Genomic DNA, 15,015 nt, shown 5'->3' on the forward strand with positions numbered 1-15,015 from the left:
AGGTTTACTGACATGACTTGCTTTTACATTATTTATTTCGGGCAAGGAAGCAGGATATCTGTCCCCTATCTTATTTTAATAGGACTTCCGAAGATAAACCCGGTTTCTTGTAATAAATCTTGTATTTGTCAGCGAGACAGCGACGAGTGTCACCGGGAATCAGCCCCCAGCAGGTAAGTTTTGTTTAATAAATAGGCAGCGAGACTGTAAAAGTTGTCTGCCCCGGTACAGAATCTACAGCAATTGTGCCTTCGTGTTTTTCCACAATTTTTCTCACAATATCCAATCCCAAACCGCTACCTTCGCCCGCAGCTTTAGTCGTAAAAAACGGCTGAAAAATTTTGGGAATAACTTCTGAGGGAATACCTTTGCCGTTATCAGTAAACTTGAGGAAAATAGTTGCCTCTTGTTGCCGAGTTTCAATCGTCAAAATACCTTTATAATCCATTGCTTGCAGGGCATTATGAACGAGATTAGTCCAAACTTGATTTAAGTCATCGGGATAGCACATAATTTGCGGTAAATCTCCATAGTTTTTAACTACTTCTATACCGTGTTTCAGTTGATTTTGATAAAGGGTTAATACCGTTTCAATGCCATGGTGCAAGTCTGCCTGGACTTTTTCTAGTTTGCTATCAAAATGAGCGTAGGTTTTTAAGGCAAATACTACTTTCCCAGACTTCGCTGTTGCTCTTTGGATCAGGCTAATACTTTTTTTAAAGCTCGCAAACTGGTAAGCACTATTTAAAACTACTTCCCAATCCGGCGATTTAAAAAGCGGCAAAAACTCTTCTATTTTTTCGTAAATTTCCATGTCAACTAAAGTATCCGCAATTTCCTCAGAGTTTTCAACAGATTCTGCCATCAAATCGGCCGCCAACTGCTGCTTAAATTTCCGTTTCTCTCTGCTTGTGAATAAAACTTCTTGATGGGTGGCTCTGTACAGTAAAGCTAAAAAATAAGCTTTGCTTTCGTCAGAAAGTTGTTGATAAATTTCAGGAAATTTATCTAAAAACTCGTCGGAAAAATTAGCTATATTATTAACAGAGGAACCTATAATGCCCAGGGGTGTATTGATTTCGTGGGCAATGCCGGCAATAAGTTGTCCCAAGGCGGCCATTTTTTCCGATTGAATCAAATGCTCTTGGGTGGCTTGCAGTTGGTGCAGCGCAGTTGCTAAATCTTGATTTTTCTCTTGCAAAGTTTGTTGCAGCGAACTAATTTTTAAATGAGTTTCTATCCGGGCTAAAACTTCTTCAACCTGAAACGGTTTAGTAATAAAGTCAACTCCGCCAACTGCAAAAGCTTTAACTTTATCAAGCACGTCATTGATCGCACTAATAAAAATAACAGGAATGTCTTTTGTAATTTCAGAAGCTTTGAGTTGCTGACAAACTTGATAGCCGTCCATTTCCGGCATCATAATATCCAGCAGCACTAGATCTGGGGGTATTTTTTGAGCAGCAGACAATGCTAGCTTGCCATTGGGTACGGGGCGAACTTGATAGCCTTTTTCGATCAAAATTCCGGTCAGCAGCCGCAGATTTTCGGGTGTATCGTCCACTACTAAAATATTAGCTCGATTGGTTATAGGTAAAGTTGAAGTCATCGGGTACTTACTGTTTTTCGCTAATATCGATTAGGTTCAAAATTCTGTCATATTCAAAATTATTAATGCAATCTTGAAGCTTAGCCGCAAGAGAGGGATTGACAGTGCCGATTTGTGCGATCGAACTAGCGATCGCCTCCATGTCCACACTCAAAATACTTTGCTTGAATTGGGCCATCCAGTCTGGAGAAAGAGAGGCAAAAGCCTCCCGTGTCAGCACCTCCTGACTTGACTCCTCTACACCAGCAGCACTTACTGGGGTTGGATCTTCATAAATATAGCGTACTCCTAAATGTTTTCCCATTGCCACAAAGATATCCTCCTCTCGAAACGGTTTCCGCATAAAATCATCGCAACCCGCCGAAAGAATCACCGCCCGTTCTTCCTCCAAAACGCTAGCAGTTAGGGCCACAATCGCCGTTGCTTGCCCGCCAGTTGTAGTTTTAATCTGTTTCGTTGCCTCATAGCCGTCCATGACAGGCATTCTCATGTCCATCCAAATCAGATGCGGTTCCCACTCCATAAAAATATCAACCGCTTCTTTACCGTTATTTGCTTCTCTCAACTCAAATCCGAGTGGACTGAGAAGTTTTACTAACAGTTGGCGATTCAAAGGTTTGTCGTCCACAATTAGCAAGCGATAACTCGGCTGATTCGGTTCGAGGGCAACAACTCGACGTTGAGTTTTTTTGCTTTCAATATCACTAGCTTCAACCAGATGAACTTGGATGTCAAACTGAAACAATGCACCCTTTCCGATGTCGCTGCTAACAGTAATTTCACCTCCCATTAATTGCACGAACTGGCGGCTAATAGCTAAACCTAAACCAGTTCCTTCCTGAGAATCTTTACCTGTTTTCGTCTGCACAAATGCTTCAAACAACTGATGGATTTCCTCAGCAGCAATGCCTGCACCAGTATCTTCAACTTCAAAATGCAGCCAGTAGCGATCGGGCAATTGGTCAGTGCTGTTTTTATGTATGTTCCGCCTTCCTCCTTTGACTTGCACCGACACTCCCCCTTTTGAGGTAAATTTAATTGCATTATTGAGCAAATTAATTAAGACTTGCCGCAATTTAACTTCATCAGTACAAATGTAATGGGGAACTTCTGCGTCTGTGTCGAAGATTAGTTGCAAACCTTTTTGCTCAGCTTTGAGAGCAAACATATCTTCTAAATCGTCGATTAGTTGGTACAAATCGAAGCTTTTTTCATTAAGCGTTGTGCGTCCGGCTTCGATTTTTGACAAGTCTAAAACTTGGTTAATTAAAGCCAGTAAATGTTCGCCACTCCGCAGGATAATTCCGACATTTTCTTGATTTTCCTGAGACAAAGTTTGACTGCGGATCAGGACTTGAGCAAAGCCGATGATCGCGTTCAGGGGCGATCGCAATTCGTGGCTCATATTGGCGAGAAAGGTACTCTTAGCTTTGTTTGCTGCTTCTGCCGCTTCTTTCGCCTGCTGCATTTTGATTTCCGCTTGTTTGCTATCAGTAATGTCTTTAATAAAACCTTCGTAGTAAAGTAAATTTCCTGCTTCATCGCAGACAGCGCGACTATTTTCCGAAATCCAGATTATGCTGCCATCTTTGCGGTAAATTTCAGATTCAAAGTTTGATAGTATCCCGTACTCGTTCATCAGCGCTGCAAATTCGTCGCGGCGGTTGGGTTTCACGTAAAGCTGGTTATTGAAATTCGGCTGTGCTGCTATTAAATCGGCAGGCGAGTCGTAACCGTAGATGTTAGCTAAAGCGGGGTTAGCGCTGATGTATTTCCCGTCAACAGCAGTTTGAAAAATTCCATTCAAAGCATTTTCATAAATGTTGCGGTACTTTTCTTCGGCTTCCCGGAGGGCAGTTTCTGCTTTTTGGCGCTCGGTAATATCGCTAGACATCGACAAAAAACAAGCTTCTCCGTCAATATCGATGGTTTCTATAGACAGCAGTGCCGTTCTTTCTGTACCATTTTTATTGCGAAACGTCAGCTCATAATTGTGAATTGCTGTCTTGTCTTTTAACATTTGAATCATGCGGTCACGCTCTTTCAAACTCGCCCAAAAGTTGAGTTCAACCGCTGTTTTACCGATAATTTCTTCCTGGGTGTAGCCCATCATCCGGCAAAAACTATCATTAACTTCTAGGTGGCAACCGTCACGAATTCTTGTAATTGTAATCGCATTAGGACTCGAACGAAAAGCTTTAGAAAACTTTTCTTTTGCCTTAGCAAGATCTGCGGTGCGTTCTGCAACTTGCACTGCTAAATTTTGGTTGTAGGCCCTTAATAATTTCTCCGCTAGTTTCCGTTTCGTAATATCTTGAAAAGCGCACATTCCATAAATGATATTTCCTTGGGCGTCGTAAATAGGAGTTCCCCAAACTTGCAGGGGAACAGTTTTGTTATTCGAGGAGATTTCAATGTCATCAACAGTTACAGTTTTGCCCTGCAAAGCATTTAATATTGGGTCGCGTTCCGCCGGGTAAATTTCCTGAGTTCCAGCTAAATAAACTCGGTAGAATTGGCGCAAATTTTCGGCATCGGCTGCCACAATTCCTTGAGATAAAAGTTTTTTCCCTGTAGGGTTAATGTAGTGAGGTTGACCGTTGGGCTCTGCAATAAAAATGCCTAGCGGTACTGCATTGAGAAATTGTTTGACTCGGCTTTCGCTTTCTGAGAGGGAAGTAAATGAATGCTGCAATTGCTCTGCCATGCTGTTAAAAGCAGTGGCAAGTTCTCCGAGTTCATCTTCGCGATTCAGAGTGAGCTTTGTATCCCATTCATTCCGCGCCAAAGCTTTCGCCGCTGCATTCAATCTTAAAATCGGCTGAACTACCCATTTCGCAGTAAGAATCCCCAGGATTGTCGCCCCCATCAAAGCTGCAAGCGACAGTAAAAAAGTCGTGCGCGTGTTGAGGTTAATTTGCTCCATAAAGTCAGACTCGGGTACAACTACTACAATCAGCCAATCCAACCCTCGATCGTCTTTAAAAGGAGCTACCTGAATAAAATTTCGTTTGCCGTCAAAATCAAAAGTAAGCTGTTGAGAATTATTGATTTTAGCTAAGCTGTCGTAGTGTTTATCTAAATGCTGTGCGGTTTGTCGAATTACCGGATTGTCGCTTTCTGAAGCTTTGATGCGTCTTGTTTCTTTACCTTCCACCACGAATTCTGCACTCGCCGTTGAAGTAGCAATTAACATCCCGGATCGCTCCATGACAAAAGTTTGTCCTGATTTGCCAATTTTGAGGCTGACGAGAAATTCTTTGATTCTGGAAAACAGCAAATCGCTGCCCGCTACGCCTAACAATTTGCCAGCGTCGTCGTAGATAGGCAAAGCAGCAGTAATTGCCAGTTCCCTAGTCAAAAAATCTGTATAAATGGGAGTCCAAATAGGTTTTTTTGCCGCAGCCGCAGCTATGTACCAAGGGCGAGTTCGCGGATCGTAAATATCGGGTGAAATTTGCACTAATTGAACGCGGTTTCCCTGAGAGTCAGCACTATACCGAGCTAATTTATTGCCAGTAGAGGTGTCGGCAGCAGATATCAAAATCCGCTCTTTAGTGCGGATTGCTCCCGAATGTTCTCCATTTTCTTTACCTGTGTAAATGATGCTGATCGAATCAAAATATTGAATTTGTTCTAGGAAATGATGTTCTAGTTTTTGGTTGTCTTCTAGGTTCAACTGCCCCAATTTTATGCCTTGAACGTTCAGGTGATTGACAATGTGGGGAATTGACATATAATTTTCCATGCGGTCTTTGATGCGATCGCTAATTTCTCCCCGCAACTGAGCGGCAACCTCGTTAACTGCCCGCTGACCGTTTTGAAAAGATAGCCAGCCTACAACTCCTACCGTGCCGACAATTTGCACTAAAAAAGGAACCACGAGCACCGTTTGTAATGGAGCTTTGCCGATAAATTTTGTAGCCAAACGATTGAGGGGTTTAGGAAACATATTCATCCTCAAAGTAATTAAAAGTGGCAGTTTAAATTAGTAGATGTTAAAATGTTGGAGCGAGAGACGAGCGAGTAATATCAAATCCGGTTAATCACTCAGGGTCAAATTGTTTGATATCGACCTTTAAAAGTTTTGAGGACTTTCGTCGTCACTAAGTAAGTGCAAATAAACATTACATGGTTCGGGCGGGTGAGAAGACTCATCTACTCGCTTCGATCGTGGATCTTAACTAAACCCTCTCTGATAAGATACTATGGTTATTTTGCAATGACCTACTTACAAACTTACAGTTCGCGATCGCACTCCGACCCAAGACAGCGGGTTTCGGCTTCGCTCAACCACCGGGTTTTTTACTGCATCTGCTGGATCGAACGAAGTATTGCTGTGAAAAAACCAAGCTGAGGATTACCCCTGGCATCGCGAACTAACTTAATTAGGGCTTACGCACTCAAGGGCGTTAAATCAAGGGTTTGAGAGTGCTTCCCTACGTTCGCTATGACACAAAATCTTAGTACGTGCGTAAGTTTTATTAATGAGAGTACGATCGCCCAAATGTTAGCACGATCGCACTATCCACTGCAGCACACAACCCAAAAATCTGTATTTACCTGCGATTCAACTCCATCCTTTCGCCGTAACGTAACAGCATATCCAAACTCTCCAAACGATTTTGCCAAGTTTGCACCTGATAGCTATTTTCGGCAGAATGCAAGCGCATCGAAGATTGAAATTGAGATTGAAAACCCCTTAACAATCTTTTAGCAGTTGCTAAACTTTCCGTAGAAGGATTGGCCGCCAATGTGCTCAAAGCTTGCGCCAATTCCTCCGATCGACTTTGCAAAACTTTTAGTTCAGATTCCGACACCCGCAACTGATTGTTAGCCAACAAAAAACTCCATTCCTGCTTGAGAGCAGTATACCGCGAAGCCGCAGCCGCAAACGGCTGTCGGTAAGGAATCGGTTCCGCAGCAGAAGTGGAACGCACCGGCGGGCCTTGAGTGCGGTTAAAAAACCCCTGCATCCCGCTGCTGATACTTTCCACCGCAAAAATAGCATAGCCCCCAGTCGGCAAATCGCGCAAAGCTTGAATTTGGTCGATCGCCACAACTTCCGGGAGAGTCAACAACTTAACCGACGGAGAAATCAAAGCCGAACCCAGAATTTGTTCCTTTACCAACGGTTCGGTGATGCGCTGAAGTCGGTTCGTATCCAAAGCATAAGTCATCGGCACAATCAAATCTACAATGCCCTGACGAGCCCACACTTCCCAATTTTGCTGAATTTTGTAAATCCGCTGACTTTCCGGGTGCGGAAACACCGCCACCGACAGAATTGTGCGCGGATAATTCTGCCGCAAAAGCTGAGAAACTTCAGCTACAAAACTATTAATTTGATTAGTTTTAAACTCAACCCACTGCCGCCACAAACTGCCGTCCCTGGGCGAAATATTCACCGGATCTGCACCCGTTAACTGCCTAAATTGCTGCCTCGCCGCAATACCGTAACCGTAAGTAAAATTCGCATTGTCATCTTGAAAAGGATAGCGAATATAGTCTAATTGCACCCCATCTACTTTGTAGTTGTTGGCAATTTCGCTGACAATCCGCAGCAAATAATTACGCGCTTCCGGGTTCGCCGGATCGAGATAAAATTTGCCATCATTAGGATTTTGCGTGCGTCCTTTATTGTCAATATTCGCCCACTGTGGATGAGCGTAAAGTACCGGTCCGGGATAAGAACTAGGCTGGCCAATTAAAGTATTGTGGCGCTTATTTCCTGTGGCAAAAACCCAAACCCAAGCGTGCAGTTCCATGCCTCGCTCGTGAGCTAATTTAACCGCAGATGCCAGCGGGTCCCAGCCAACTGTTAGGGGATTTTGTTGCGGTGCAACTTGACTGGGATAAATCGTATATCCGGCATTCAAAGTTTCAAAGAAAACGGTATTGATACCGGCGGCGGCGAGCCGATCGAACACTGCCGCCAAACCCTGTTCCGATCGCGCTGCGACGATCGTACCCCGATCGAGCCAAACCGCCCGAATTTCCGCCCCAACGCGGTGTCCTTCCTTCGGGTAATTTTGCCACAGCAACTGCCGCGCTTCCACCCACTGCTTTCTAGCCTGCGCGTAGTTTTGCTCTTGCAGGAGTTGGTCAAAAGTTTGCAACACCTGCCGCGCTTGGGCGATCGCCCCCGTCGTTGCCGCTTGCAGAACAGGCGAGCGGCTGGCTGCTGGGCCGCCGCCCCCCTGTTCTGCAGCCACCAGTTGAGGGGTGGTAGCAGCATTGAGATTGACGGCGGTATTGGCTGAATTAGATGCTGTCAGGGCGCTTTCAAACCTGCCCAGGAGGTTGGTGAGTTCTTGGCGCATCAAGTACGCTTCAATGCTGACGATCGGCTTATTGGAATTTGGCTGCACGTCCAAACCCATCGGCGCCGACTGATCCGAAGGGTCTGTAAAAGTTGCAGGTACTGGATCGGAAACCGAGCCAGAGGGAGAAAGTCGGCTCAGCGGGTTACTACGCGGCGAACTAGGGCTGTTTCTAGTGACTCTTGAGGGGGGAGTTGGCAGTGGGGTCGCGGCAGCAGTGGGCGGCGCTACAGGCTGCGAAGCGATTGTGCCTCCCCAGCGGGCGATCGAGGCTTGCAGCCAAGCCTTATCTACATTTGCCGAACCGCCGCTACCCCAGCGCCAGCCGAGATATGTAGCGCGATCGGTGGCGATGGCTGCGGAGGAACCGGAACTATCTTTCCAAGTAGCAATAGTTTGACTGTTCGCATCAGCCGGAATCAAGACACCACCTTGGACAGAAGCATTTTGTTGTGCAGTCGGCACCCAATTGCTAGAAGTAGTGCAAGCAAGATCCCGACAGCGGCTGCGCGGTTGCGGGGTAGCCGGCTGGGTTAACGGAAAAGCCCAATAGGCCCCGAGGAGCGATCGCAAAGATTGGCGCACCAAAGCCGGGGAACTGCGGCCGACTGGGCCCGAAGCAATCAAGCGGCCGCCCTGTTTTGTCCAAGCTTCTAAAACTTTAATTTGCGCCGGACTCAAAGTTTCAATGTTGGGCAAAAACAGCACGTTAACCCCTGCTAAATCCGCCAAATTTTTGATTTCTTCCAAATTGATTGGTTTGTAAGCAATGCCGCTTTCCCAGAGGCGCGTGGTAATCTTTACCCAATCTGGAGAATTTTCGGAACTGCGAACAACGCCCAGAACTACTTCTGCGAAACTCGGAGAGGGAAATAAAATAAAGAGATTGAGTAATGTACTTGCTAGAGTGCCAATTAAGACTCTTTGCAAGAAAGTGAAAAAGCGAATTTTTTGAGCCTGAGAGCAGGCATCAGGCATTTGATGAGGCTTATTGATTTGTTGCATAAATATGAGAATTACCCACCACACCGCTAGAGAAAAATTCAATAACAATAAAGAGCGATCGATCCGCACCATACAATTTTCTATCCTGTTCTGCAACCTGAATCAGGAAAATGTGCGATCGAGCGATTTTAGATTTTGGATTTTAGATTTTGGATTTTAGATTTAAATCTGGGTCTATTCCTCATGACAGTTGACTGTTGACTGTTGACTGTTGAGTGTTGACTGTTTGGACATTAGAACAATACCGATGCAACCGGAAACGATTTTAGATTAAAATCTGGGTGCATTTGGGTTGAAAAACCAAAAATACAATTTAGATGCCGGACAGTCAACAGCCAACAGTCAACACTCAACAGTCAACAATTTTCTAACTTGCAGCTTCATTCACGGGGAATCGATCGATTAACTGCATCGCCCGACAAGCATTCCTCCGCAAAGCATCCGAAACATGAGGAACATGAGGAATCTGAGACAAGAAATCCAAAGTCCGGCGCAAAATCCGCACCACATCCCCTTCATCCAAACTCGTATGGCTAATCAGTTCCAGCCATTCAACACCCAGAGCCCACTGCTCGACCAAAGTCACTAAATCCCGTTCCAGCCAAATCGGGATTGCAGCTTCGTGACGGTACTGAACTTGAAACAATCGGCGGCGCAAGCCTTTTTGCAGATTGTCCAAAGGTGCCAAAACTTCTGGCGACAGCGAGTAGTGAGTCCAACTGTCCGGCCTGGAAACTTCTGTAACTAAGGCCGCGCAAGCAGCAGCGAGGTGGTGGGGGTCTAGTTCGTCAAACTCTGCAGACATCAGGGACAAACCCAGCCACAGTTCGTTATCGCCGCGAATGGCGGCGCAAGCTTGGCCCAAGACTGTGGGCACCAACCTGTCGGAGGAGTCATCTCGGTTTCCCGTTGCCGAAACTACTCTTTCCAAGCAGCCGAAATTAAGCAAGATGTCGATTAAGTTGAGAAATTGCTCCCAGTAGCGAGCTCGCTGCTTTTCTAACTCTTGTTCGCTTTTGCGGATTTCTTTTTTCAATTCTTCCCGGCGGCGCTGGCGTTTGAGCAAAGTACCGGGATTTCCCCATTCTAGAACCGGGTGAATTTCTAGCTGAGCTTCTAGGGCTGCGATTTTCTGCTGTTGCTCGATCGCCTCTGGGCTCGGTTCCGGTGTCGGCAATTGTGGGATCGATGCAGCAATTGAAGCAGTTTCTTCATTTCCCAAGCGGCACTGGCCGAGTCTCAGGGGCATTTCCGGCGGCGGGTTCAAGGTATCTGCAACACTCAAGCGAGGTAATTCGGCGTGCAGGCTAGCGACATCGCTAATGGCGACGACATACCAGCGGTTATCTTTGCCCAAGCACACCAAATTTGGTGCTTGGCCGGAACCTGCGATTTTGGCAACCAATACGGCGGGTACAGGATTTGTGTGCGATCGTTTGGCTGTCGGAACGTGCTTGCCTTTGAGACTCAGAACCGTGCCGAGCACTGCAAAAGCGACAGCTACGGACATCTCCTTAAATCTGGCTTCTTCAGCTTGCTGCAATAGAATTTTGAGCAAACGTTTGTCTTCTTTGAGTCTCGCCTGCAATTTTTCGTAATGGGCGAGGTTTTTTTCCAGGGTGGAGACATTTCCTCCGGCCGCCAGGGACTGTTCAAGCACCGCCAATTCTGTTTGCAATCGGTCTAATTCTTCTTGCTGCGGCTGCAAGTACAAGGTAGACAGGTATTGACCGAAACTCCGTTCTACCAACTCTTGAGCTTCGTCGAGAGTGTGAGTTTGCAGCAAATTCAGCACCATGCCGTAGCTGGGAGTAAACTGACTGGCAAGGGGGTCGGCTTTGGCTGTTGCCAAATACGAGGCTTCTTTTGCGCCTTCAAAGCGCGTCTGAACTGCGACCACGTGCCCCAGCTTGTCCATGCCCCGTCGGCCCGCCCGACCGGCCATTTGCAGGAATTCTGAAGCGTTTAGCAGTCGGTGTCCCTTGTCGGTGCGCTTGGACAGGGTGGAAATGACTGTGGTGCGGGCGGGCATATTAATCCCGGCTGCTAGGGTTTCGGTGGCAAATACGACTTTAATCAAACCTCTGCCAAAGAGTTCTTCTACTAAACCTTTCCAAGCGGGCAAAATGCCTGCGTGGTGGGCGGCGATGCCTTTTAAAAGAGCTTCTTTTTGACCGAAGCGTTCTGCTTCTGGGTTTCGCTGTAAAAAATCGTCAATGATGCGTTTGAGTTCGGCTGTTTCGGCTTCGTTAACTAGGGAGAAATTGCCGACTTCTGCGACTGCTTGGTCGCACCCGCGACGGCTGAAGATGAAGTAAATTGCTGGTAGCATATCTCGATCGTCCAACCGGGCCAAAACATCGGTCAAACTCGGAGTGGGGATGCTGCCTCTTTCTACTTTTTGCTGCTTCTTTTTGGGGACTAACCGGACATTAGCTCTTTTGCCGGTCTCGTCTAGCAGGGGAAATATCCCTTTTTGGTTGGCGAAGTGGAATTGCAGCGGCACTGGCCGAAAGTCTGAGTAGACGAGTTCTGTGGGCCCGTGGACTTTGTTAATCCAGTCTGTGAGTTGCTCGCTATTGGCAACGGTTGCTGAGAGGGCGAGAAGTTGAATTTCGCTGGAACAGTAGATGATGGATTCTTCCCAGACGGTACCGCGCTGGCGATCGTTCATGTAGTGACACTCGTCGAGCACCACGGTTTCGACTCCGGTGAGGGAAGTACCGACTTCTCCGATCGGCGTACCGTAGAGCATATTCCGAAATATTTCGGTAGTCATCACCAAAATCGGTGCATCTCGATTGACGGAGATGTCGCCCGTCAACAAACCTACGTTGTCGTCTCCAAATTGACTGCGGAAGTCGCGCAGCTTTTGGTTAGAAAGAGCTTTGAGGGGAGTGGTGTAGAAGACGCGCCGCCCCCTGGAGAGTGCTTGATGGATGGCGTATTCGCCGATTAACGTTTTCCCGGAGCCTGTGGGAGCGCACACGACAACCGATTTACCTGCATCGAGGGCGGCGATCGCCTCTCTCTGAAAGTTATCTAGCTCGAATGGAAATATGGTCTTCAGATCCAGCTCTGGGCGGTTCTGGGCAGTGTCTGGCACAAGGATTATTATAAGGTTGCAGGATAAGTATGCTTAAATCTTGCTGAAAGCAAGTCAGCAGAGGACTGTATTGATTTTAAACCTTCGCCACCAAATCGGCTAGGAAGGAATAAGTCTGTTGGCAGTTGTCATTAGTCATTAGTCATTAGTAACAATTACCAATTACCAGTTACCTGTTTGGCCCATGCCCCATGCCCCATGCCCAATTCTCAATTCCCAATTCCCCATTCCCCGTTTCCTTCTCTATGATTCCTGTTATTTCGACTATTCCTGTGGTGCAGCTTGCTTCGGGCGATCGGCTTTCACTGCAAGTCTATCAGTTCCAAGGTGCGATTCCCGGCAAAAAAGCTTATCTCCAATCTAACCTCCACGGCGCTGAGATTAGCGGTAATGCTGTGATTTACCAATTAATTGAGTTTTTAATGTCTTTGGACAGCAGCCAGTTAATCGGGGAAATTTGGCTAGTTCCGGTTTGCAATCCTGTCGGTGTCAGCCAGCGATCGCACCATTTTTCCCCTGGTCGCTACAATCTTTATGATGGGGTAAATTGGAACCGAATTTTCTGGGATTTTGAAAAACAAGGGGAAGATATTCTGGGTTTTGCTAAGTCTCACATCCATCTCCATGCCGATACTGTCAAAGTTAATTACAGAAAAGCGATTGCTTTGAGTTTTGCGAAAGAGTTGGAAAAAATTAACGCTCCTAGTTGCCGCCCCTACAGCGAACTTTACCGATATCAGCTACAATCTTTGTGTTTGGATGCTGACTATGTGCTGGACTTGCACAGTTCTACGAATCAAAGTTTAGATTACCTTTACTGTTTTAATTCCCGCGAGGAGAGTGCGAAAGCTTTTTTGCTCGATCGCGCAATCTTGATGGACGAGTACGACGGCGATGCTTTTGACGAGGCATTTCTCAAGCCTTGGCTGGCTTTGGAGAAGATTTTGGCAGAGTTGGGAAGTGCGATCGAATTTGATGTGGAAGCTTGGACTTTAGAATTAGGTTCGGGGATGGAAATTCATCCCGAGTCGGTGGCGAATGGCTTGCGGGGCATCAAAAATTACTTAGCAAGTAAGGGTTTATTGAAAATAGATGGATTTCCCCTGCCGGAAACAGCGGCGCATCAAGTTATTTTCACTCCCAAGAATTCAGCGCTCAAATACTACGCGCCGGCGGGCGGGATGATTCAAAATCGAGTGGAGTTGGGGAGTTATGTCAAAAAGGGCGATCGGCTTTATCAAATTCTCAGTTTTAATAAGAATGGGGAATTTCCGAGTTTGGTTGATGTTGGTGCTGAGTCAGATGGTTTCATTTTTGATGTTTCGACCAATCAGTCAGTAAATCAAGGAGAGTATGTATTGTCTGTGATGGCAGATTGAGAATACCAAGAAACCCGGTTTATTGAAGAAACCGGGTTTCTGAAAACCTATGGGTAGTCGAACCATAAATTACGATATACTATTGAATAGGGCTTGTTTAAATTCCGCTGCACTTTTATAATAAATATCAGGATTGTCAATTAAAGCGCGATCGATAACGGTGGCTAGCGGTTGAGGAATGGCAGAAGTGCGATCGCGCACAGGAACCGCATCATTTTGCAAAACCGCCAAAAACGGGTCTTGATCCTGCAAATTGCGCGGGGAATATCCCGTTATCATCACATACAAACAAGCCGCCGCCGCCCAAACATCAACATCCGGTTGCGTGTACTTATAATTTACTACCTGCTGTCGCGGCATAAAATACGGCGTGCCCACAACATTACCAGTCATCGTTTGGCCACTTAAACCCGCTTGGTCAAAAGCCTTTGCTAACCCATAATCCCCAATTTTGGCAACTTGTTTCCCACCCACATTCGCCAGAAAAATATTCCCCGGTTTCAAATCCCGGTGAATCAAACCCCGTCCCTTTGCAAAACTACCATCAGCCAATCTGACATTGGGAATTTCTGCATTATGGGTGTAAGTCAAACCATCTAAAACTTGCAAAATAATAGCCACAGCCTCACCAATCGGCAAAGTGCTGAAACCGCGTTTTTCCATCAAATCCACAACACTGCCGCCGTCGCAGTATTCCATCGTGAAAAAGAAAGTTTCATCAGCATAACCAAACTCTTTTAATCCTACCACATTGGGATGTTTTAAAACTTTCATATTTTCAACTTCCCGCAAAAACCAATTAACAGCCCGCTGATTTGCCGCTACTTTTGGCAGCATCACTTTCAGCGCAACTTGTTCGTTAGTTTGTTTGTGGCGCGCCAAATAAACTAAACTAAAACCTCCCCTACCCAATTCTTTGAGCAAAAGGTAATCGCCGAGAACTCCGATATGGCTTTCATTAGCCACTGCTTTCAACAGAAAAGCTTGCAGCATTTCCCACAGATTTGCTTGATTTGAGGGAATGACAGGGGGTGTTTGGTGTTGGAGATTTTTGACAATTTCCGGGTCAAGGGCAACGCCAACTCGAAAAGAAGTATCGCTGAGTGTAAATTCATCTCCCTTTTGCAAGTCGTATTCTGGGAATTGAATTTGAGCAGCTTCTTCGGGAGTTTGATGAGCTTCTCGTTGACCGATTTTTTTGCCATTAACAAAAGTGCCATTTTTGCTACCGAAATCCCGCACCCGGATATCGGGAGGATTGATATCCAGCAAGCAGTGATAGCGGGAAATCGTGCGGTGTTTTTCGTCGTCGGGAATCTTGGGATAGCAATCTTTGGCGCGGCCAATAATGCAAGTTGTGCGGGTGTCAAAGGTAAATTCTCGGCCTTTGAGATTCCCGGAAGTGATGGTGAGGGTAACTTCTGAGCTCATATCGATTTCCTATTTGGGATTTTGGACTATCGAAACTCTTACTCCCCCCCTTAACAAGAGGCTAACTCTTACTCCCCCCCTTAGCAAGCTATGCCTTACTCACATCTTTCTTAACAAAGGCGCTCCGGCCCCGCCCGGAGCGACCTCCGGGCGATGGCTCCC

At 46.3% G+C, this 15,015-nt stretch carries 6 protein-coding genes; 1 reads left to right on the plus strand and 5 read right to left on the minus strand.

Features of this window, described 5'->3' with window-relative positions; translation table 11 throughout:
- Positions 1-184: 184 nt before the first annotated feature.
- The 4 genes from QUB14_RS18175 to QUB14_RS18190 all read right to left on the minus strand — a co-directional run bounded on the left by QUB14_RS18175 (position 185) and on the right by QUB14_RS18190 (position 12,043).
- On the minus strand, positions 185-1,609 hold the full coding sequence (locus QUB14_RS18175; RefSeq protein WP_333218433.1) for a response regulator: 1,425 nt from the start codon (positions 1,607-1,609) through the stop codon (positions 185-187).
- A 7-nt stretch (positions 1,610-1,616) separates the two neighbouring features.
- Positions 1,617-5,561, minus strand: coding sequence for a PAS domain S-box protein (locus tag QUB14_RS18180; protein ID WP_333218432.1), 3,945 nt, complete (start codon positions 5,559-5,561; stop codon positions 1,617-1,619).
- A gap of 607 nt (positions 5,562-6,168) precedes the next feature.
- A complete protein-coding gene (locus QUB14_RS18185; protein ID WP_445251852.1) occupies positions 6,169-8,910 on the minus strand; it encodes a family 10 glycosylhydrolase in 2,742 nt (913 codons plus the stop codon).
- Positions 8,911-9,304: 394 nt separating this feature from the next.
- A complete protein-coding gene (locus QUB14_RS18190) occupies positions 9,305-12,043 on the minus strand; it encodes an RNA helicase (RefSeq protein WP_333218430.1) in 2,739 nt (912 codons plus the stop codon).
- Positions 12,044-12,288: 245 nt separating this feature from the next.
- On the opposite strand from QUB14_RS18190, the gene QUB14_RS18195 reads away from it, so the two are divergent.
- Complete coding sequence (locus QUB14_RS18195; protein WP_333218429.1) at positions 12,289-13,422, plus strand: succinylglutamate desuccinylase/aspartoacylase family protein; 1,134 nt, start codon at positions 12,289-12,291, stop codon at positions 13,420-13,422.
- A gap of 69 nt (positions 13,423-13,491) precedes the next feature.
- Here QUB14_RS18195 and QUB14_RS18200 read toward each other — a convergent pair whose 3' ends face one another.
- A complete protein-coding gene (locus QUB14_RS18200; protein WP_333218428.1) occupies positions 13,492-14,853 on the minus strand; it encodes a protein kinase domain-containing protein in 1,362 nt (453 codons plus the stop codon).
- Between the last annotated feature and the right edge of the window lie 162 nt (positions 14,854-15,015).

This window comes from Microcoleus sp. B3-D2 (assembly GCF_036705345.1).
Classification (GTDB): domain Bacteria; phylum Cyanobacteriota; class Cyanobacteriia; order Cyanobacteriales; family Microcoleaceae; genus Microcoleus.

Excerpts from the sequence above, each read along its gene's own strand:
- QUB14_RS18195 (WP_333218429.1), top strand. The coding sequence starts at position 12,289 with ATGATTCCTGTTATTTCGACTATTCCTGTGGTGCAGCTTGCTTCGGGC.
- QUB14_RS18180 (WP_333218432.1), bottom strand. The coding sequence starts at position 5,561 with ATGTTTCCTAAACCCCTCAATCGTTTGGCTACAAAATTTATCGGCAAA.
- QUB14_RS18200 (WP_333218428.1), bottom strand. The coding sequence starts at position 14,853 with ATGAGCTCAGAAGTTACCCTCACCATCACTTCCGGGAATCTCAAAGGC.
- QUB14_RS18175 (WP_333218433.1), bottom strand. The coding sequence starts at position 1,609 with ATGACTTCAACTTTACCTATAACCAATCGAGCTAATATTTTAGTAGTG.
- QUB14_RS18185 (WP_445251852.1), bottom strand. The coding sequence starts at position 8,910 with ATGCCTGATGCCTGCTCTCAGGCTCAAAAAATTCGCTTTTTCACTTTC.